This is a genomic window from Rhodopseudomonas rhenobacensis (assembly GCF_014203125.1).
Lineage (GTDB): Bacteria > Pseudomonadota > Alphaproteobacteria > Rhizobiales > Xanthobacteraceae > Rhodopseudomonas_A > Rhodopseudomonas_A rhenobacensis.
On the sequence record NZ_JACHIH010000001.1, the window covers coordinates 203,036 to 220,739 of the forward strand.

General features: G+C 65.8%; 14 protein-coding genes. 7 read left to right on the forward strand and 7 right to left on the reverse strand.

Annotated elements, in window-relative coordinates; all coding sequences use genetic code 11:
- Positions 1-4: 4 nt before the first annotated feature.
- The 4 genes from HNR60_RS00960 to HNR60_RS00975 all read right to left on the reverse strand — a co-directional run bounded on the left by HNR60_RS00960 (position 5) and on the right by HNR60_RS00975 (position 3,858).
- A complete protein-coding gene (locus HNR60_RS00960; RefSeq protein WP_184253286.1) occupies positions 5-922 on the reverse strand; it encodes a helix-turn-helix transcriptional regulator in 918 nt (305 codons plus the stop codon).
- A 121-nt stretch (positions 923-1,043) separates the two neighbouring features.
- On the reverse strand, positions 1,044-1,889 hold the full coding sequence (gene fghA, locus HNR60_RS00965) for an S-formylglutathione hydrolase (protein ID WP_184253288.1): 846 nt from the start codon (positions 1,887-1,889) through the stop codon (positions 1,044-1,046).
- 214 nt (positions 1,890-2,103) lie between these two features.
- Entirely contained in the window at positions 2,104-2,673 is a 570-nt protein-coding gene (gfa, locus tag HNR60_RS00970; RefSeq protein WP_184253291.1) for an S-(hydroxymethyl)glutathione synthase, read from the reverse strand.
- 75 nt (positions 2,674-2,748) lie between these two features.
- Positions 2,749-3,858 (reverse strand): S-(hydroxymethyl)glutathione dehydrogenase/class III alcohol dehydrogenase, encoded by a 1,110-nt coding sequence (locus HNR60_RS00975; protein ID WP_184253293.1) that lies wholly within the window; start codon positions 3,856-3,858, stop codon positions 2,749-2,751.
- 581 nt (positions 3,859-4,439) lie between these two features.
- Here HNR60_RS00975 and HNR60_RS00980 point away from each other — a divergent pair.
- The gene (locus tag HNR60_RS00980; RefSeq protein WP_184253295.1) at positions 4,440-4,865 is read left to right on the forward strand and encodes a hypothetical protein; all 426 of its coding nucleotides are present in this window, start codon (positions 4,440-4,442) and stop codon (positions 4,863-4,865) included.
- Positions 4,866-4,994: 129 nt separating this feature from the next.
- Here the strand turns inward: HNR60_RS00980 and HNR60_RS00985 are convergent, their stop codons facing one another.
- Genes HNR60_RS00985 through HNR60_RS00995 form a run of 3 tightly spaced genes read right to left on the reverse strand, consistent with a single transcriptional unit; the run spans position 4,995 to position 10,030 of the window.
- Positions 4,995-7,571: an nSTAND1 domain-containing NTPase gene (locus HNR60_RS00985; RefSeq protein ID WP_347339292.1), complete on the reverse strand. Its 2,577-nt coding sequence runs from the start codon at positions 7,569-7,571 to the stop codon at positions 4,995-4,997.
- 2 nt (positions 7,572-7,573) lie between these two features.
- On the reverse strand, positions 7,574-8,899 hold the full coding sequence (locus HNR60_RS00990; protein WP_184253299.1) for a hypothetical protein: 1,326 nt from the start codon (positions 8,897-8,899) through the stop codon (positions 7,574-7,576).
- A 24-nt stretch (positions 8,900-8,923) separates the two neighbouring features.
- On the reverse strand, positions 8,924-10,030 hold the full coding sequence (locus HNR60_RS00995; RefSeq protein WP_184253661.1) for a trypsin-like peptidase domain-containing protein: 1,107 nt from the start codon (positions 10,028-10,030) through the stop codon (positions 8,924-8,926).
- A gap of 451 nt (positions 10,031-10,481) precedes the next feature.
- Between HNR60_RS00995 and HNR60_RS01000 the strand changes: the two genes are divergently transcribed.
- The 6 genes from HNR60_RS01000 to HNR60_RS01025 all read left to right on the forward strand — a co-directional run bounded on the left by HNR60_RS01000 (position 10,482) and on the right by HNR60_RS01025 (position 17,699).
- The gene (locus tag HNR60_RS01000; protein WP_184253301.1) at positions 10,482-11,447 is read left to right on the forward strand and encodes a DNA/RNA non-specific endonuclease; all 966 of its coding nucleotides are present in this window, start codon (positions 10,482-10,484) and stop codon (positions 11,445-11,447) included.
- Positions 11,448-11,589: 142 nt separating this feature from the next.
- Positions 11,590-13,266: a S8 family peptidase gene (locus HNR60_RS01005; RefSeq protein ID WP_184253303.1), complete on the forward strand. Its 1,677-nt coding sequence runs from the start codon at positions 11,590-11,592 to the stop codon at positions 13,264-13,266.
- A gap of 28 nt (positions 13,267-13,294) precedes the next feature.
- Positions 13,295-14,542, forward strand: coding sequence for a trypsin-like serine peptidase (locus HNR60_RS01010; protein ID WP_184253305.1), 1,248 nt, complete (start codon positions 13,295-13,297; stop codon positions 14,540-14,542).
- Positions 14,543-15,052: 510 nt separating this feature from the next.
- Positions 15,053-15,838 carry an ABC transporter permease gene (locus tag HNR60_RS01015; RefSeq protein ID WP_184253307.1) on the forward strand — a complete coding sequence of 262 codons (786 nt, stop codon included), beginning with the start codon at positions 15,053-15,055 and terminating at the stop codon, positions 15,836-15,838.
- A 29-nt stretch (positions 15,839-15,867) separates the two neighbouring features.
- Positions 15,868-16,860 carry an ABC transporter substrate-binding protein gene (locus HNR60_RS01020; protein WP_184253309.1) on the forward strand — a complete coding sequence of 331 codons (993 nt, stop codon included), beginning with the start codon at positions 15,868-15,870 and terminating at the stop codon, positions 16,858-16,860.
- Positions 16,857-17,699, forward strand: a complete 843-nt coding sequence (locus HNR60_RS01025) for an ABC transporter ATP-binding protein (RefSeq protein WP_246432762.1) — start codon at positions 16,857-16,859, stop codon at positions 17,697-17,699. The genes HNR60_RS01020 and HNR60_RS01025 overlap by 4 nt, the downstream gene beginning before the upstream one ends.
- The last annotated feature ends 5 nt before the right edge of the window (positions 17,700-17,704 follow it).

A 17,704-nucleotide genomic window follows, 5' to 3' on the forward strand; every position in this document is an offset into this window, starting at 1 on the left:
GGCCTCAGATCGCCGCGCGGTGCGCGCCGAACGCGCAGGCGTCGCGGCACAACACCGGCGACACCATCGCGATCAGCCGCTCGGCGGCTTCGTCGACGCCGAACCCAGCGGTATCGAGCACCGCGGCGGCGCGGGCGTAAAGCGGCTCGCGGCTTCTCAGGATGGTGCGCAATTCGTCCATCGCGCCGTGGTCGTCCGCCATCGGCCGCAGATCGCCCTGGCTGCGCACCCGCGCCATATGCTGTTCCGGCTCCGCCTTCAGCCACACCGTGTATAACGACGACAGCACCAGATCGAAGGTCAACGGCTCGGCGACGATGCCGCCGCCGGTCGCCAGCACCATCAGCTGCTTGCGCGCCAACAGCTCGCTCAGCGCCGATTGCTCCATGCGGCGAAAGCCCTCCTGGCCGTACAGCGCGATGATTTCCGGCACCGACAGCCCGTTCTGCTGCTCGATCTCTTTGTTGAGTTCGACGAAGCGCCAGCCGATATGATCCGCCAGCCGCCGGCCCAGCGTCGACTTGCCGGCGCCGCGCAGCCCGATCAGCGCCACGCCGCAGAACGCCGGCAGCCGCCGCGCGCCGGCGCCGAGCCGGCCTTCGCCGGACAACAGATCCCGCACATGGCCGAGCTGCACCGGCGAGGCGCGGCGCAACAATTCGCGCAGCACCGGCCAGTCCGGCACCGGGTCGGCGGCGGGGATCAGGTCTTCGGGATGACTGCCCATCGCCTGCGCCACCCGGCGCAGCAGCACGATCGACACGTTGCCCTTGCCGCTCTCCAATTGGGCGATGTAGCGCTCGGAAATCCCGGAGACTTTCGCCAGCACCTTGCGCGACATGCCGTGCAGCCCGCGCATCGTGCGGACGCGCTGGCCGAGCCGCTCGAGAAAAACCGCTTCCGACTCCAGATGTCCGTCCATGTCCCGCAGGTCCGATGCTGGCCGTCAGCGGGTGGCAAGATATTGCCGGCCTGCGGCGACGGCAAGCCAGCCGAAGGGCGATATGGAATTATAGTGCCTGACGCGCCGGGCGGCGCCCGCCTTACGCCTTCAGCCGCGCCGCGTGCCAGCGCAGGTGGTCCTCCATGAAGCTGGAGATGAAGTAGTAGCTGTGATCGTAGCCGGGCTGGCGGCGCAGCGTCAGCGCGATGCCGGCCTTGGCGCAGGCCTGTTCCAGCAATTCCGGGCGCAGCTGCAAGTCGAGGAACGGATCGGCATCGCCGACGTCGACCAACAGATCCGGAATCCGCGCGCCGTCCTCGATCAGCGCCACCGCGTCGTGCGGGCGCCAGGCGGCGCGGTCCGCGCCGAGATAGCCGCCGAGCGCCTTGATGCCCCATGGCACCTGCGAGGGCGCGGCGATCGGCGCGAACGCGCTCGCGGCACGAAACCGTTGCGGATGGCGCAGCGCCAGCGTCAGCGCGCCGTGGCCGCCCATCGAATGGCCGAGCACCGATTGCCGATCGAGATCGGCGGGAAAATGCCCGGCGATCAGCGCCGGCAGCTCGGCGGTCAGGTAGCTCCACATCCGGTAGTTCTTGGCGAACGGCGGCTCGGTGGCATCGACATAGAACCCGGCGCCGAGACCGAAATCATAGGCGCCCTCGGGATCGCCCGGCACGCCGTCGCCGCGCGGGCTGGTATCGGGAGCGACGAAGATCAGCCCGAGGTCGGCGCAGGCTTTGCGAAACTCGCCCTTTTCGGTGACGTTGGCGTGGGTGCAGGTCAGGCCGGACAGATACCACACCACCGGCAGCGGCGCATCGCCGCGGCGCGGCGGCACGAACACCGAGAACGTCATGGTGGTGCCGGTCTCGCGGCTGGGGTGTTTGTAGACGCCTTGCGTTCCGCCATGCGCCTGATTGAGCGAGACCGTTTCCATCGTCATGGGTGGGGGATGTCCTTGAAAAAATGGTCACTGCCAGATCAGGCGTGTCCCGGGCGCACGCAGCGCCTCTTGGCGCTGCGTGCAGAACCGGGACCGTTACGGATGCAGCGTTAGCTCGCGTCGCGTTCCGTAACGGCCCCGGCTCACACTGCAGCACGCCGCCAAGGCGGCGCGCTGCAGTGCGTCCGGGGCACGGCTTTTTTCCTCGCGCGTCTCAGGCCGCCTTCTGCTGCGATTTGGCCACCGAGGTGGCGATCGCGTCCATCAGTCCGGGCGACAGGCAGTCATAAGGCTCCAACCCGAGCTCCTTCAGCCGAGCGCGGATGCCGGGCATTTCCGACGGATCGACGCCGGATTCGATCACCGAGGAGACGAACGCGGCGAATTCCGGTGCCGCCGAGCCGCCTTCCTGGAACAGCTCGGGGTGGATGAAATCGAGCCCGTAGAACGGGTGCGATTTGTTTTCGATGCGGCCATACATATGCGTGCCGCAGACCTTGCAGGCGTGGCGCTGAATCGTCGCCGAGGCGTCCACGACATGCAGCTTGTCGCCGTTTTCCAGCACGGTGACGTTGTCGCGCGGCACCACCGCGACCACCGAGAAGGTGGCGCCGTCCGGCTTCCAGCACTTGGTGCAGCCGCAGGCGTGATTATGCGCGACGTCGCCCTTGATGCCGACCTTGACCGGACGATCCTGGCATTTGCAGACCAACGTTCCGCCGGCAAAGCTGCCGGAGCCTTTCTTCACGCCACTATCGACCGAGGGATGGATATGAACAGTCATGGGTCATTCCTCCTTGTTATGTTGTTGATGAGCTCAGCGTGTCGCGTCGTCTGGTCATGGGGCTTTCGTCGAGAATCAGAACACGACGACCGAGCGGATCGACTTGCCCTCATGCATCAGCTCGAAGCCCTTGTTGATCTCCTCCAGCTTGAGGACGTGGGTGATCATCGGGTCGATCTCGATCTTGCCGTTCATGTACCAGTCGACGATCTTCGGCACGTCGGTGCGGCCGCGTGCGCCGCCGAACGCCGTGCCCTTCCAGACCCGTCCGGTCACCAATTGGAACGGACGGGTTGAAATCTCCTTGCCGGCTTCCGCCACCCCGATCACCACCGAGACGCCCCAGCCGCGATGGCAGGCTTCCAGCGCCTGGCGCATCACCGTGGTGTTGCCGGTGCAGTCGAAGGTGTAGTCGGCGCCGCCGTCGGTCAGCCCGACCAGATGCTGGACGATGTCGCCGTCGATCTTTTTCGGATTGACGAAATGCGTCATGCCGAAACGGCGGCCCCATTCCTCCTTGTCGTCGTTGAGATCGACGCCGACGATCTTGTCGGCACCGACCATCCGGGCGCCCTGGATCACGTTCAGCCCGATGCCGCCGAGCCCGAACACCACGACGTTGGACCCCGGCGTCACCTTGGCGGTGTTGACCACGGCGCCGACCCCGGTGGTGACGCCGCAGCCGATGTAGCAGCTCTTGTCGAACGGCGCGTCCTCGCGGATCTTCGCCACCGCGATTTCCGGCAGCACGGTGAAATTCGAAAACGTCGAGCAGCCCATGTAGTGGAAGATCGGCTGGCCCTTGTAGCTGAAGCGCGAGGTGCCGTCGGGCATCACGCCCTTGCCCTGGGTGGCGCGGATCGCGGTGCAGAGATTGGTTTTCTGGCTGAGGCAGCTTTTGCATTGCCGGCATTCCGGCGTGTAGAGCGGGATCACATGATCGCCGGGCTTCACCGAGGTGACGCCGGGGCCGACCTCGCGAACGATGCCGGCGCCTTCATGGCCGAGGATCGAGGGGAAGATGCCTTCGCTGTCGAGACCGTCCAGCGTGTAGGCGTCGGTGTGGCAAATGCCGGTGGCTTTGATTTCGACCAGCACCTCGCCGGTCTTCGGTCCTTCCAGATCAACGTCGACGATCTCAAGCGGCTTCTTGGCCTCGAACGCAACAGCGGCGCGGGTTTTCATCCTGTCGTTTCCTCTCAACGTTTATCGTGTCCGGATTGGCCTCCGGTATTGCAGAAAACCGTGCCGCGGGGAACGGCGAATGTCACTTGATAGATCGACCCTGACATAGCGACGATGGCACGATGACGCCCCGTTGAAGAGGACGCCCCGTTGAAGAAACCAGGTGCGATAAATTCGTCATCACGAGGTTTGCGCCGCAACAAGTGATCGCTCACGCCTGTCCCCGGCACATCGCGGGAAAATGCTGCAGCCGCGAGAAGCATCCTTTCCAATTGCAGTCCGGTGGACGGGCAAATCATTGCACGCCCACGCGCAACGTCAAGCCGTGGATTTGCATTCGCGTTCCGCCGAGGCTGGCAATGCATACAACGCGACGCCGTCGGCCTGCTATCAGGTAAGCATACGTCGCCTTTACGACAGCTTAGTTGGGTGCAGCGCCACGCCGCCGAAATCAGTTTCGCGTGAGCACGCCGCATAAATGCCCACAACCGGGGAGAGAGTCGTATGATCGCCAACTGGTGAGCATCCGCCCCGTGCCAGGCGCGGCGCGGGTACGCCCTTTCGGAACAGGAGCAAAGCTGATGTGTGACTACAGTCTGCACGCCGTTGCGTCCCGACCGGCCAAGATCGGAGAGACCCTAATCACCACCACCTTCCGCGGCACCTCGACCCGCGGCTTTGCCGCGATCAACGAGCCCGAGGTCGCGGTCTGCCTGTTGCCCGGCACCGAGCTCGGCTTTCAGGATGACGTGCGCTACGAGCAGCGTTGGATCTGGAGCCGGTCGACCGATTTCAAGGTCGGCAAGTTCGGCCAGATCGACAAGGCCGTTCCGGCCACCCACCACGACGCGATCGAGTTTCCCGATGGCAGCCACGTGCTGGTGACGCATCTGGTCACCGGCCAGCGAGCGACGGTGCTGCAATTGCCGGTGCAGGCCACGCCGCGCGCGGAGGTCGAGGCGAGTGCGGACAGCGCAGTGCCTGCGGTGAGCGCCGACGCCCGCTAGGACATCGCTGCAGGCCCATCGCCCGGGCAGCGCAAAACGCGAGGCCGGCCACTAAGTTTGGCCGGCTGACCGGCCGCACCCGGAACTCGTGATCCGTTCTGATCCAGAACGGATGACGAGCGGCATCGGCTATCTTGGACTGGCATCCAGCCAGAGCTCGAGCACGCCGGGATAGTTGCGGCTCAGCGGCGGCGCGATCGGATCGACCACCTTGGTCGGCGGCAGCTTCAACCCGCGGGCGCCGAGCATCTCGGTGACCGCGGCGGCGAGCCTCGTGGCAGCGGCCTTGTCCGGCGGATAGAAGTAGCGCACCTCATTGGTGCCCTTGGCGATGTCGAACTGCTGGATTTCGGCGATCCGATAGCCTTTGCCTTGCACCGCGTTGGCCAGCTGCTCGGCGTCGGCGCGAGCCCCGGCGGCGTATTGATAGTAGACGATCGGCTTGTCGGAGGGGTCGACTTGCACCGGCAGCCAATATTGCTTGGTGCCGCTCGGCCGGTCGTAGGCGACCGCCGAGCCTGCCGAGGTGACCGGCGTGCCGCTCAACACCAGGCCGAGGCCCTGCGATTGCGCGTAGCCGTCGCCCGGCTTGTCGCTGCGCAGCACCACGTTCTTGGTCATCACGTAGCGGCGGTCCGGCGTGATCGCGGCCGGCAGCACCGGGTCGGAGGTGGAGGCGTCGCGCAAATTCGGTTCCTGATCGGAGCCGATCCACACCCAGCCGCGCTGTCCGGATTGCGAAATGTCGTTGGCGACGCTGGTCGGCCGCGGCGCCGGCGCCGGCCGGCTGGTTTCGCCGAGCCGCGATCGCAACTGATCGAGCTGACGCTGCTGTTGAACGATGATCTGCTCGGCCTCGGTCAGGCGCTGCTGGCTGGCCTCGGTGATCGACACCTTGTCCTGCAGTTCCTGAATCCGGCGGTCCCGCTCGTCGTAATCCTGCCGCAGCACGTCGCGATTGGAGATCACTTCGTTGCGGTTGACGACGGTCAGATAGTAAGTCACCGCGACGATGGCGGCGATCACGACGAACAGCGCGGCGAAAATCCGCTGGCGACGCCCGTAGCGTTCGCTGGCGGCGATCAATTCGCGCAATTCCGGCGCCGCCTCCCGATAGGGCAGCGCGTCTTTCAGCGCCTTGCCGGTCAGCAGATAGCCGTTGCCGCGGCCGGATTCCTGCCACAGCCGGGCGGTGGTGATCAGCTGCAGCTTGGTCTCCGATCGCTGCCGTTCGACCTTGAGCCAGCCTTCGAGCCGGGTCCAATTGGTGACCAGCGTTTCATGCGCCACTTCGAAGCGGTCGTCGTCCGGCTCGAACCCCTTGGTGCGCCGGATCAACTCGGCTTGTTCGAAGCGCTGCAGCACGGTGGCGACCTGCGAGGCGCTGGCGCCGGTGCGCTGCACCAGGCTGTCGCAGGGCAGCCGGCGGCGGCGCACCTCGCCGGTGACGCCGGGCTGCACCAATTCCAAGAAGACGCGCGGAGCGACGTCGCGCTGCTCCTCGGTCAGGCTCTCGAACGCCGCCTCCGCGGCGCGGGTCAACGCCACCCTGGGCTTGCCGACCCGGCGATAGATGTCGCGGGTGATCCGGTTGCTGTCCTGCGGCAGCGCGGCCCACAGCCGCGACAGCGTGAACTGCAGCGTCGGCAGCGAGGCCGGATCGCCCGCCACGTCGTGCGCCAGATCCTCGATGATGCCGTCGTCGAACCGCAAATTGCCGGCGGCGGCGGTGGCCGACAGCGTCCGCACCAGCTCCGCCACGGTCGGCAGCGGCGGCGAGAACCGGGTATCGGCCTGGTCGGCGAACCGCTTCAGCGGCGTCAACGCGTAGCTGCGCTGCGCGTAGTCCTCGCGGATGATCAGAATCGCGCGGTTGGGCGCGGTTGCATCGGTCACCAGGCCGGCGACGGCGGCGGCGAACTGATCCCGCACCGCGGGGTCCTCGCACTGCGTGAACACTTCTTCGAATTGATCGACCACCAGGATCACCGCGGCGGCGTGCACCACGGTGGCGACGATCTCCTTCAACGCCGCCGGATTGCGTTGCAGCTTCGGCCGTTGCGCGGCGATCCAGGCTTCGGCGTCCGAGGGCTTGGCGGTCGCCACCTGGACGATCGCCTTGAGCAACGCGGCGAGCGGGTCGACGCCGGGAATCACCACCGGAAACACCGGCTCCTTCTTGGTTTCCAGCACCCCGCGCGAGCGCAGCCGCGGGATCACCCCGGCGAACACCAGCGAGGTCTTGCCGCAGCCGAGCGGTCCGCTGATGAACATGATCGGATCGCGCTGCAGCCGCTCCAGAATGTCGCGGGTGGCTTCTTCGCGGCCGATGAACAGCGAGGCGTCGGCCTCGGCGAACGCCCGCAGCCCGACAAACGGGTTTTCCGCCGGCTTGCCCTGCGGCGCTTCGGACGGCACGAACTCGGCCAGCGTCGGCGGCGCCGCTGACAGCGACTCGATGTTGTCCGCGGAGAACTGCCAGGCCGCCCAATAGTCGATCACGCCTTGTGCCGAGTCGCGATCATTCTGGCTCTCGATCCGCGTCCCCGTCGCCTGCGCCCGCCTGATGAAGCTTGCGACACGACCGGCGATCGCCTGCCGGCTCTCCTTGCGCGCATCCCGCATCAGCGCCGAATGCGCAGATCTGAGATCGGCCAGCGATTCGAACGCTTCGTCACTCCGCGCTTCCAAGACTTCGGACTGCATGGTCACCCCACTCTGCTCAGCAGCGATTTCAAGGGCACGGCCAGCGTCTGAATGGCGCCGCAGCGGACTCGCAACGCGCGGTCCAACTGGAAGAAGTGGAACAGCACGTTATTGCGAAACAGCGCAAAATTGCTCCGCGCTCCGTCCATATCGGCGGGCACTACGGCGTCGATTGAAAGTGCCAGCGCCTGCGATCGCTTCGCCCATTGCGCCTCCGGTTGCGTCCCCGCGAGGGCGGCGACGCTCTGCTTCAACGCGTTCCAAGTATCCCGGAAATCGAGCACCGAATCCGGGGAGCCCTGTTCGAGGAAATCCTCGGCCGCGAACAGCTCCATTTCGACGGCCTGCCACTGATCGTGCTCGATAACCTGCCCCTTCAACAGCGGCAGCATGCTCTGCAGCGACTGCAGCCCGTTGCGGATCTCGACCGACGAGGCGTCGTCGCCGGGGGTCGCCTTCACCACGTCGGTGACGATCACCACCAGTTGCTCGAGCGGCAGTCCCCCCGCGGTCCCCAGCAACAAGCTGTTGATGCGATAGGATTGCAGACGGATCAGCGCGCGCAACGCCCGCAATGCACGGCTGCCTTCGCGGTCGTCGCCGGCTTCGACGGCTTGGCGGATTTGATCGATCGCCGATTTCAGCTTGTTGACCCAGCCCAATTCCGCCGCCGGCACCGCGGCCACGGTCGGCAGGGCCGAGGCGGCCTTGAAGGCGTCGTCGCAGAGATCCTCGAGTTGGACGACATGGGTTTCCAGCGTCGCCACCGCAGTCGGGTCGGTGCGCAGCCGCAACATATCTGCCGTCATCTGCGGCAGATGCGTCAGCTGGATCGTCTGCACGATGTCGTGCAGGTTCTTGTAGTTTGCCAGCACCTCGATGTCGATCATCAGTCGGGCGAGCTCGTCGCGATGCGACGTCACCAGACTGCGGACGTTCGGATCGTCCAGCCGCTGCTTGACGGCGTCCAGCCCGACCGCAGCGATGTCGGCCGTCACCTGTGCGGCGGGCGCGGCATCGAGCGCCTGCGGGACATAGGTCTTGACCACATTCCTGAAGTCGGTTCGCAGCGGCCGCGCAACAAGCAAACTGCGCAGGAATTCAACGATGATGCCGAGCTGCATCAGCCGCAGGATCAAGGCGAACACCAGGGCATCGTATGCCTTGGACGTATCGAGCTCGCGGGCCAGGATGAAGTTCAATTTGACTCGGAGCAGGTAATCCAGATCTTCACGATCGATCAGCTTGGCTATCCATTCGCACAGTTCGCCGATCGCCTCGCCCTGGAGGTCGACCGCTACTGGCGCTGAGGCTACCACTGGAGGCATGGCTCGATCTCTTCTATTGCATCGCTATGGCGCTTGGATATCCATCTTGCCGGCCAGTCGCGCCTCGATCAGGCCGATCGGAATGCCTTGATTGTAGTCCGGCACTTTCTTCCAGTTCGGGTCGCCCATGTGGTGCAGCGCCACCAGCGTCCAGTCGATGTCGAAGCACGGCGAGCCCGAGGAGCCGAATTCGGTGTTGGTGGCGTAGCGCACCCGGCGGCCCTCGCCGGAAAGCCCGATCACGCTGTCGGTGTCGAAGGCGAGTTTCATCGGGCTGCCGTCCGGATGCTGGGCGATCAGCAGCGGCATGTGCGGCGCGAGCGGCGCCAGCGTCTTCGGCAAGCCGACCCAGCCGCGCTTCGGCCCGCCCGGCGGCGCCGCCTTGTCGATGGGCTCGCTGCCGACCGGCCGCGCCAGCCGCAGCGCGGCGAAATCCAACTCATCGGCGGTCGGCGCCACACGGTCCGGCTCGGAATCGGCCTCCGCCTTGCTGTAGGGCGCCGCATCGATCTTCCATTCGGTGCTGTGCAGCCGCACCACCGTGCCCTCGGAACGCGAGTCGTCGCTGAGCACCTTGTAGTCGAAGCGGCAGGCCACCTGTTCGACCGGCAGCGCGCCGGTCAGCGGGCGCTCCATCACGTGGTAATTGGTGAGCAGCACGTCCGGTCCGATCAAAAAGCCGGTGCCCATCGCCTGATTGTTGAACTCGATCCGGCAGACCTGGCCTTCGACCCGCGCCATCCGCTCGCGCCACACCGCGATGTCGACGCTCTTCAGCCGCGGCCGGACGTTGGATTCGAACGCGAGCGAGGTGGCGCGCAACGATCCGTTGGAGACCGTCTGCCCGCCTTCCTGCACCGAGGCCGCCGGCGCCAGGCCGTATTTCTCATAGACCCGGCGGATCCGCTCGTTGTTGGAGCGCTCGAGATACGCCGCCCGCGCCAGTTCGGCCTCGCGGCCCTGCCGCTCCGACCATTCGACGAGTTTGAAAGTGACGCTATTGAGCGAGCCGGGGCCGACGATCTTGCTGAGTCCGACATTCATCCGCACGCGGAGCAGCCGCGCCAATTCATCCTGGTCGAAGGCCTCCGCGAGACCTTCTTGAAATTCGCCGAGATCGACACCTGGCATGGGCACGTGACGTCCCCCGCTCATCATCTGCTCCGCGCGCGGCGGGCGAAATATCGTCGTCAGAATTCGATGCTATCAACACCGCGTGGCACGACGTCATCGCGGTTACGAAATATCTCCGTTACGAAATCACGCCGGTGCGAGACAGGCCGGCAGACGCTATCAATGGGACCAAGGAACCAAAAGGCGAAATCAAGAAACCAAATCGAAAAACCACGAAACCAAAATCGCGAAATCACAGACACACGTTGAAGACACGAAGATCGATGGTGCCAAAATAGCCTACTACGCAGGCATAGCCTACTACGCAGGCAACGTGTCGCAAGCAGGTCGCAAGCAGGTCGGCGGAAATACTCTTCCAAGTTGCATGATCTTGCGTTAGCATCCAGGCATATTCAAGAGGCAATTTCCCATGAGAGTCGATTTGTCAAAGACGGTCGAGCTTGAAGGAATGCTGCACCTCGGGGGGGCGGACGGCATTGCCGAAGGGCTCGAAGCAGCCGAAACCGTCGAGATCGAAGTCGCCAGCGCGCTCGAAGCCGCCGGCACCAAGAAGATCCGCGTGCAGGTCAGCAAGCCGGAGAGTTTCGCCGGCCGCGACGGCTATCGGCCGGACTTCCTCGACGGCTGGCCGATTCCGCTGCCGGAACCGCAGGGCAGCCTCAAGAACGACGTGCGGCGACTGCGCCGCGGCGGCGACGGCTATGAGCTGAAATACCAGCACTTCTCCACGGTGCAGTCGATCTCCCGGCGGATGCCGATGTTCGTCGGCGTCAACATCGACGGCAGCAAGGAGCGCAAGATCGTGCGCACCTCGACGCCGTGGCGGTTCGACGGCCGGCTCGATGTCGCCGACCAGATCGGCGACGACGTCTATTCCGAGGAGAACAACGTGCTCGATCGCGGCCACATGGTGCGCCGCGAGGACCCGATCTGGGGCCCGATGAAGACCGCCGCGCAGGCCAATATCGATACCTTCCATTTCACCAATGCGGCGCCGCAAATGGCCGCGGTCAATCAGCGCACCTGGCTCGGCCTCGAGCAGTACATTCTGCGCAACACCCGCGACGACAACATGGCGGTGACGGTGTTCACCGGGCCGGTGTTCACCGACGACGACTTCCCCTACCGCGGCGCGCTGGTCCCGAAGAGCTTCTGGAAGGTGGTGGCGGTGGTGACCGACGACGGCCGTCCCTCGGCGACCGCCTACGAGGTCAGCCAGGAGAGCGCGCTGTCGGCGCTGGAATTCGTGTTCGGCGCCTACCAGACCTTTCAGGTTTCGATTCGCGAGATCGAGGAGAAGACCTCGCTGTCGTTCGGCGACCTCGCCAAATACGACGGCTTTTCCGCCACCGAACGCACCCACGGCAAGCGCACCCGCGCCAGGCTGGAAAGCCTGGAGATGGTGCGCGTGTAGTATTTCGAATCCGACCTGCGCCGACCGATCGGCCGGCGCGGTGCCCTCTCTCGACGATCCGTCGGATTCGGGTCAGCAGACCCGCGCCTGCGCCGCGCGGCCAACGGCGACGCGGCGTCGCGCCAAAAGGTGAGGCAGCCAGATGACCACGCGAACCGAGGTGCTCGCTCGTGTGCGCAACAAGCAGCAGACGCTCGAAACCGTCACCCCGGAGGAGGCCGGCGGCGCCAACCGCCCGCTGCGCATCATCCTGGAATTCGAGCGGGCGCGCGATCCCGCCGAGGTGGCGGCCGAGATCCGCGAGGCGCTGAACATTTCGATCGAGGCGGCGCCGCTGTCCGAGGCGCATGGCGAGACGGTCGACAGCGCCGAAGACGGGCTGGCGCGTTTCACCGCGGTCACCATACCGGGCGTCACCGCCGCCGAGGTTTCCGACGCGCCGTTCGAACTCGGCTACGCGCTGGCCGACGCCACCGGCGCGCTGACCGCGGAGCCGGAGCTCGGCACCGATTTTTTCGTGGTCCCCCGCCGCGGTGAAGCCGAGGGCCTGGACAATTTTCCGCCGGGCTGCTGGGTCGACGATTCCGGCGATCCCACTCCGGAAGCGCCGCATTGGGCGGTGCAGAAGATCAAGGCCACCGAAGCCTGGCAATTGCCGCCGCCGGCCGGCGGCAAGGCCAAGGGCGAAGGCGTACGGGTGTTTCAGCCGGACACCGGGGTGGCCGATCATGTCGAGCTCGAAGCCGGCATGGTCGACACCGCGCGGGCCTATGATTTCGTCGAGGGCAAGAGCGGCGCGGTCGATCCGATGAACTACAGCGGCAATCCCGGTCACGGCACCGGGACGGCGAGCGTGGTGGCGAGCCGCATGGCCGGGCTGATCGCCGGGTCGGCGCCGCTGGCGACGCTGGTGCCGTTGCGCGCCGTCACCAGCGTCGTCGTGCTCGACCACGGCCGGGTCGCCGCCGCGGTGGAGTACGCCCGCAAGAAAGGCGCCCATGTGATCACCATGAGCCTCGGCGGGCCGTGGAGCAGTTCGTTGCGCGCGGCGATCGACAAGGCGATCGCCGACGGCGTGATCGTGCTCGCCGCCGCCGGCAATTGCGTGCGGATCGTGGTGTGGCCGGCGCGCTATGAGGAAGTCATCGCGGTCGCCGGCTTCAACATCGCCGACCAGCCCTGGATCGGCAGCTGCCGCGGCGACGCGGTCGATATCGCCGCGCCCGGCGAGTTCGTGCCGCGCGCCAACCGCTCGCCGTCGAACGGCGGCAGTCCGACCGATGTGCGCGGCGGCCAGGGCACCTCCTTCGCGGTGGCGCTGACCGCCGGCGTCGCGGCGCTATGGGTCGCGCATTTCGGCCTGCCCGCCATCAAGGCGCAGCTGCGGCCCGGCGAGACCGTGCAGGACCGCTTCATCGCGTTGCTCAAGGCCACCTCCTGGCGACCGCCCGGCCCGTGGCAGGCCGATGAGTTCGGCGCCGGCATCGTCGACGCCAAGGCGCTGCTGGCGCACGGCCTCGCGCCGCCGGCCGGCGTGGTGGAATCGGTGGTGGCCGCCGCCGACAGCCTGCGCTCGGTGTACACCGCGCTGGCGGAGGCGGTGCCCGGCTCGCTGGAAAGCGTCACCGAGGCGACCAAGGGGCCGCCGTCGTCGCGCCGCTACGCCGCGGAGCTGAGCCATCTCGCGCTGGCCAAGCAGAAGCGCCGCAATGCCGGCGGCGTGGTGGAGGGCCTCGCAAGCGATCCGCCGCCCAGCGAAACCTTGCGCCGAGACTTACAAGCCGCCGGCCGATTGGATCTGCTCGAAGCGCTGAGCTGATCGAACGGGCCTCAACCGAGGAGCGATCATGTCGATTCAGGACAAGGCATCGGACCAGCATAACCCCACCGTGGCCGAGCAGGATCCCGCGGCTCATTACAAGCGGCTGCTGGCCGGCCCGGCCGCCAGCGGCGGCGCCGAGGGGCCAATGGACAGTGGCAGCGCCGCCGCGCCGGATCTCAGCGACGGCGGCATCAAAGACCGGGTCGGCGCCGGTCGCGGCGAACTCAACCGCATCGTCAAACAGCATCTCGGCGATGCGCCGGAACTGCACGCGATCGTCGAGCAGATCACGCGCCAAGCCGAGACCGCGCTGCACGCGGTCGCTGACGACGACACCGCCGCGCTCGCCCGTCCCGGGACGCTCACCGCTCTCGAAGTCATCGTCCGCACCGACGGCTCCCGCCCGTCCTTCATGGTCCGCAACGGCGAGCCCGACCGCAGCACCAGTCCGATCGGCAACTGGACCGCGACGCTCGACGACAGCGCGGCGCGGCTGGCCGAGGCGGTGCGCTGCGTCGGCCGGATCGACGATCCGAGTGGAGCGCAGGGATTCCAAGGCACCGGCATCCTGGTCGGCGAGAATGTGGCGATGACCAATCGTCACGTACTGCAGGCCATCGCCACCGCGCAGCCGGATGGCAGCTGGAAATTGAAGCCCGGCATCGCGATCGATTTCGGTCACGAATTCCGCGCGGTCGAAACCGCCGGCCGCCGCAAGGTCACCGCGGTGCTGTTCGCCGGGGTGGACCCGATCAATCCGATCGCGATCGATCACCGCAAGCTCGATGTGGCGTTGCTGGCGCTGGAGCCTGTGGCGGCGGGCGCCAAGTGGCCGACGCTGGGGCTCGACATCTCGCCGGACTGGGGCCAGGCGCAGAGCGGCGTGTTCATCTGCGGCTACCCGGGCAATCCGGGGTTCTCCGAGGCGCCGAGCCTGCTGGAGCAATTGTTTCGTTCGACCTACGGCTGCAAGCGCGTCGCGCCCGGCCTCGTCACCACCACCGCCGTGGCGATGGACGACAGTCCGAAACACTGGACGCTCGGCCACGATGCCACCACGCTCGGCGGCAATTCCGGATCGGTGGTGATGGTGATCGGCCGGGAGCAGGCCACCGCCGGGCTGCATTACGGCGGGCGGCGCAGCGAGCCGCGCGAAAACTGGTGTCACGTGTTGGGGCTGGCGCTGGAGCAACCTGGCGGCGTCGGCGGCAAGACGCTGAAGGAAATCTTGCAGCAGGAAGGCGTCAGCCTGGTCGATCGCGTGCTGAGCTAACGCCCGATCAATGGAAATCAGGCATCGAACCCGTCATTGCGAGGAGCTCTTGCGACGAAGCAATCCAGGGCCACGCATCAGGCCTCTGGATTGCTTCGCTTCTCAATCGGCGCTGCGCGCCGCCCTCGGCTCGCAATGACGAAAACACCCTGATTTGCTCGCTGCTTTTTCGGTCAGACTCTCAGGTTCGGGCGTATTCAGTCTGCCCTGCTTCCCTCATTTGGCCGCCGCGACTTCAAATGCTTTGAGGCTGCTGAGCGCTGTCGAGGGCGTCGGTCTTTAGTGGCGGTCATGCGCCGCCAGGCGGCGCTGGCGATCCCACGCTGCCTAATTCCTCATCATGCATGATTGCAAATTAATCAGGCCCGCATTGCGTTTCAATATGCAAAAACGCACACTGCATTGCACAACTCGGTATTCCCTTCCCGCCTGATTGGGCGACACTCGCCGCACCAAAAACCACTCGATCGCGCCCATGATCGATCCGGTTTGGAAGAAGGTCTTTAGCGAATGGCCGAGGTTCTCTCAAAGTTGACTTCGAAGCGGCTGCGCCGCGCCGCCGAGCTGGCGTTCGGTCCGATCCTGCTACTCGCGGTGTGGTGGCTCGCCGCCAAGGGCGGCTGGGTCAACAAGGATCTGTTGCCGTCGCCGATCGATACGCTGCGCGACACCGCAGCGAATATCTGGTCCGGCAGCATGACCAAGGATTTCACCCGCACCATGCTGCGGGTGGCCTATTCGCTGGTGATCGCCATCATCGCCGGCGTGCCGGTCGGGATCGTGCTCGGCGCCAAGGCGGCGGTGTATCGCTCGGTCGAGTTCATCATCGATTTCTTCCGCTCGACGCCGGCGACGGCGATGTTTCCGCTGTTCCTGCTGCTGTTCGGACTCGGCGATCTCGCCAAGATCGCGGTCGCGGCGTTCGCGGCCTGGCTGGTGATCGTGTTCAACGTCGCCTACGGCGTGATGAACGCGCGGCAGACCCGGATTCTCGCCGCCCGCTCGATGGGCGCGTCCTCGCTGCGGATCTTTCGCGACGTGATCTTCTTCGAGACCTTGCCGCAGACCTTCATCGGGCTGCGCACCGCGGTGTCGCTGGCGCTGGTCGTCATCATCGTGGCGGAGATGTTCATCGGCGCCACCGACGGCATGGGCCATCGCATCATCGACGCGCAGATCTCCTATTCGCTCACCGACATGTACGGCTCGATCCTGGTCGCCGGCGCGATGGGATACGGACTCAATCTGATCCTGCTGTTCCTCGAACGTTCGGTCATCCACTGGTCGGGCAAATAGCGCTTCACCGCCCTCTCAAGGAGTTCATGATGTCGAAATCAGTTGTGTTCGCGGCCGCTCTCTCGGTCGCCGTCTCCAGCGCGGGCGGCGCGCAAGCGGCCTGCGACAAGATGGACAAGGTGACCGCAGCCTGGCTGCCGATCATGCAGACCACCGCTTACTTCGTCGCGGTCGACCAGAAGCTGTTCGAGAAGGCCTGCATCGAGATCGACTCCAACAAGATGGAATCGCCGAACCAGATCATCGACGCGCTGATCGCCGAGCGCGCCGATTTCGGCCCGCCCGGCGCCGCCGCCGGCATCGCGATGATCGCGGAATCGAAGTTTCCCGGCAAGCTCAAGGTGTTCGGGCTGCAGGGCGGCGGCATCAAGGTCGACCGCATCAATGACGGGCTGATCGTCAAGCCGGACAGCACCATCAAGAGCTTCGCCGACCTCAAGGGCAAGACGCTCGGCCACGTTCCCGGCATCCAGTGGCGGACGATTTCGCGGCACATGGTGCGCGCCGCCGGCCTCGATCCCGACACCGACGTCAAGCTGGTCGACCTCGCAGTCGCGATGCAGGTGCCGGCGGTGATCGGCGGCACCGTGGACGCCACGCTGTCGCTGGAGCCGGTCGGCTCGATCGCGGTCGCCTCCGGCAAGGCGAAGCGGGCGATGACCAATCCGGTCGCCGGCGTGATCGCCGACCCGTTCTATTCCGGCGCCTCGATCATGACCACCAAGTTCCTCAAGGAACGACCCGACGTCGCCAAGCGCGTGGTCGCGGTGATCGATCAGGCCACCGACCTCGTCAATGCCGACTTCGCCAAATACAAGACCGTGCTGCCGAGCTACACGCCGATCAAGGCCGACCAGCTCGAACTGGTGGCGCAGCCCTATCTGCGCGGCTTCAAGGATCTCGACGACACCGACATCAAGTCCTATCAGGCGCTGATCGACATCTTCATCAAGGAAGGCGTTCTCACCGGCCCGCTCGACATCCGGCAGAAGCTGTTGACCAAGGCGGAGCTCGGCAATTGAGCGGCAGCAACGCCAGGATCGCGCCGGTCGAACCCGGCGCGCCGACCGCCGACGCGCCGGAACTCGCGTCGAGCGCGCGGCCGCGGCGGCCGCTGATGACCATCCGCGGCCTGCGCAAGAGCTTCGACGATGCCGTGGTGTACGACGATTTCGGCGTCGACCTGCCGCTCGGCCAGTTCATATCGATCTTCGGTCCGAACGGCTGCGGCAAAAGCACCTTGATCAACATGATCTCCGGGCTGATGCCGATGGACGCCGGCGAGGTGCTGTATGACGGCCAGCGCATCAGTGAGACCCGGATCTCCTATGTGTTCCAGAATTATCGCGAGGCGTTGTTTCCGTGGGCGCGGGCGATCGACAACATCCACTATCCCCTGAAAGTGATGGGGGTGCGGCGCGCCGAGCGGAAGCGCCGGATCGACAAGCTGCTCTCCGATTTCGAGGTGCGGATCGACCTCAACGCCTATCCCTACCAATTGTCCGGCGGCCAGCAGCAGACCGTCTCGATCCTGCGCGCGCTGGTGACCGAGCCGGAGGTGCTGTTCCTCGACGAGCCGTTCTCCGCGCTGGATTACGAGATGACGATCGCGATGCGGGCGCAGCTGCAGAAGATCTTCATGAAGACCAAGACCACGATGCTGCTGGTGTCGCACGATCTCGATGAAGCGATCGAGCTCGCCGACAAGGTGGTGCTGCTTAGTCGCCGTCCCACCAAGGTCGCCGAGATCGTCGAGATCGACCTGCCCTGGCCGCGCACCCTCGACGTCACCACCGGCGAGCCGTTCATGGCGCTGAAGCGCCATTGCCTCGATCGGTTCTGGCAGGAAGTGAAGAAATGAGCCGC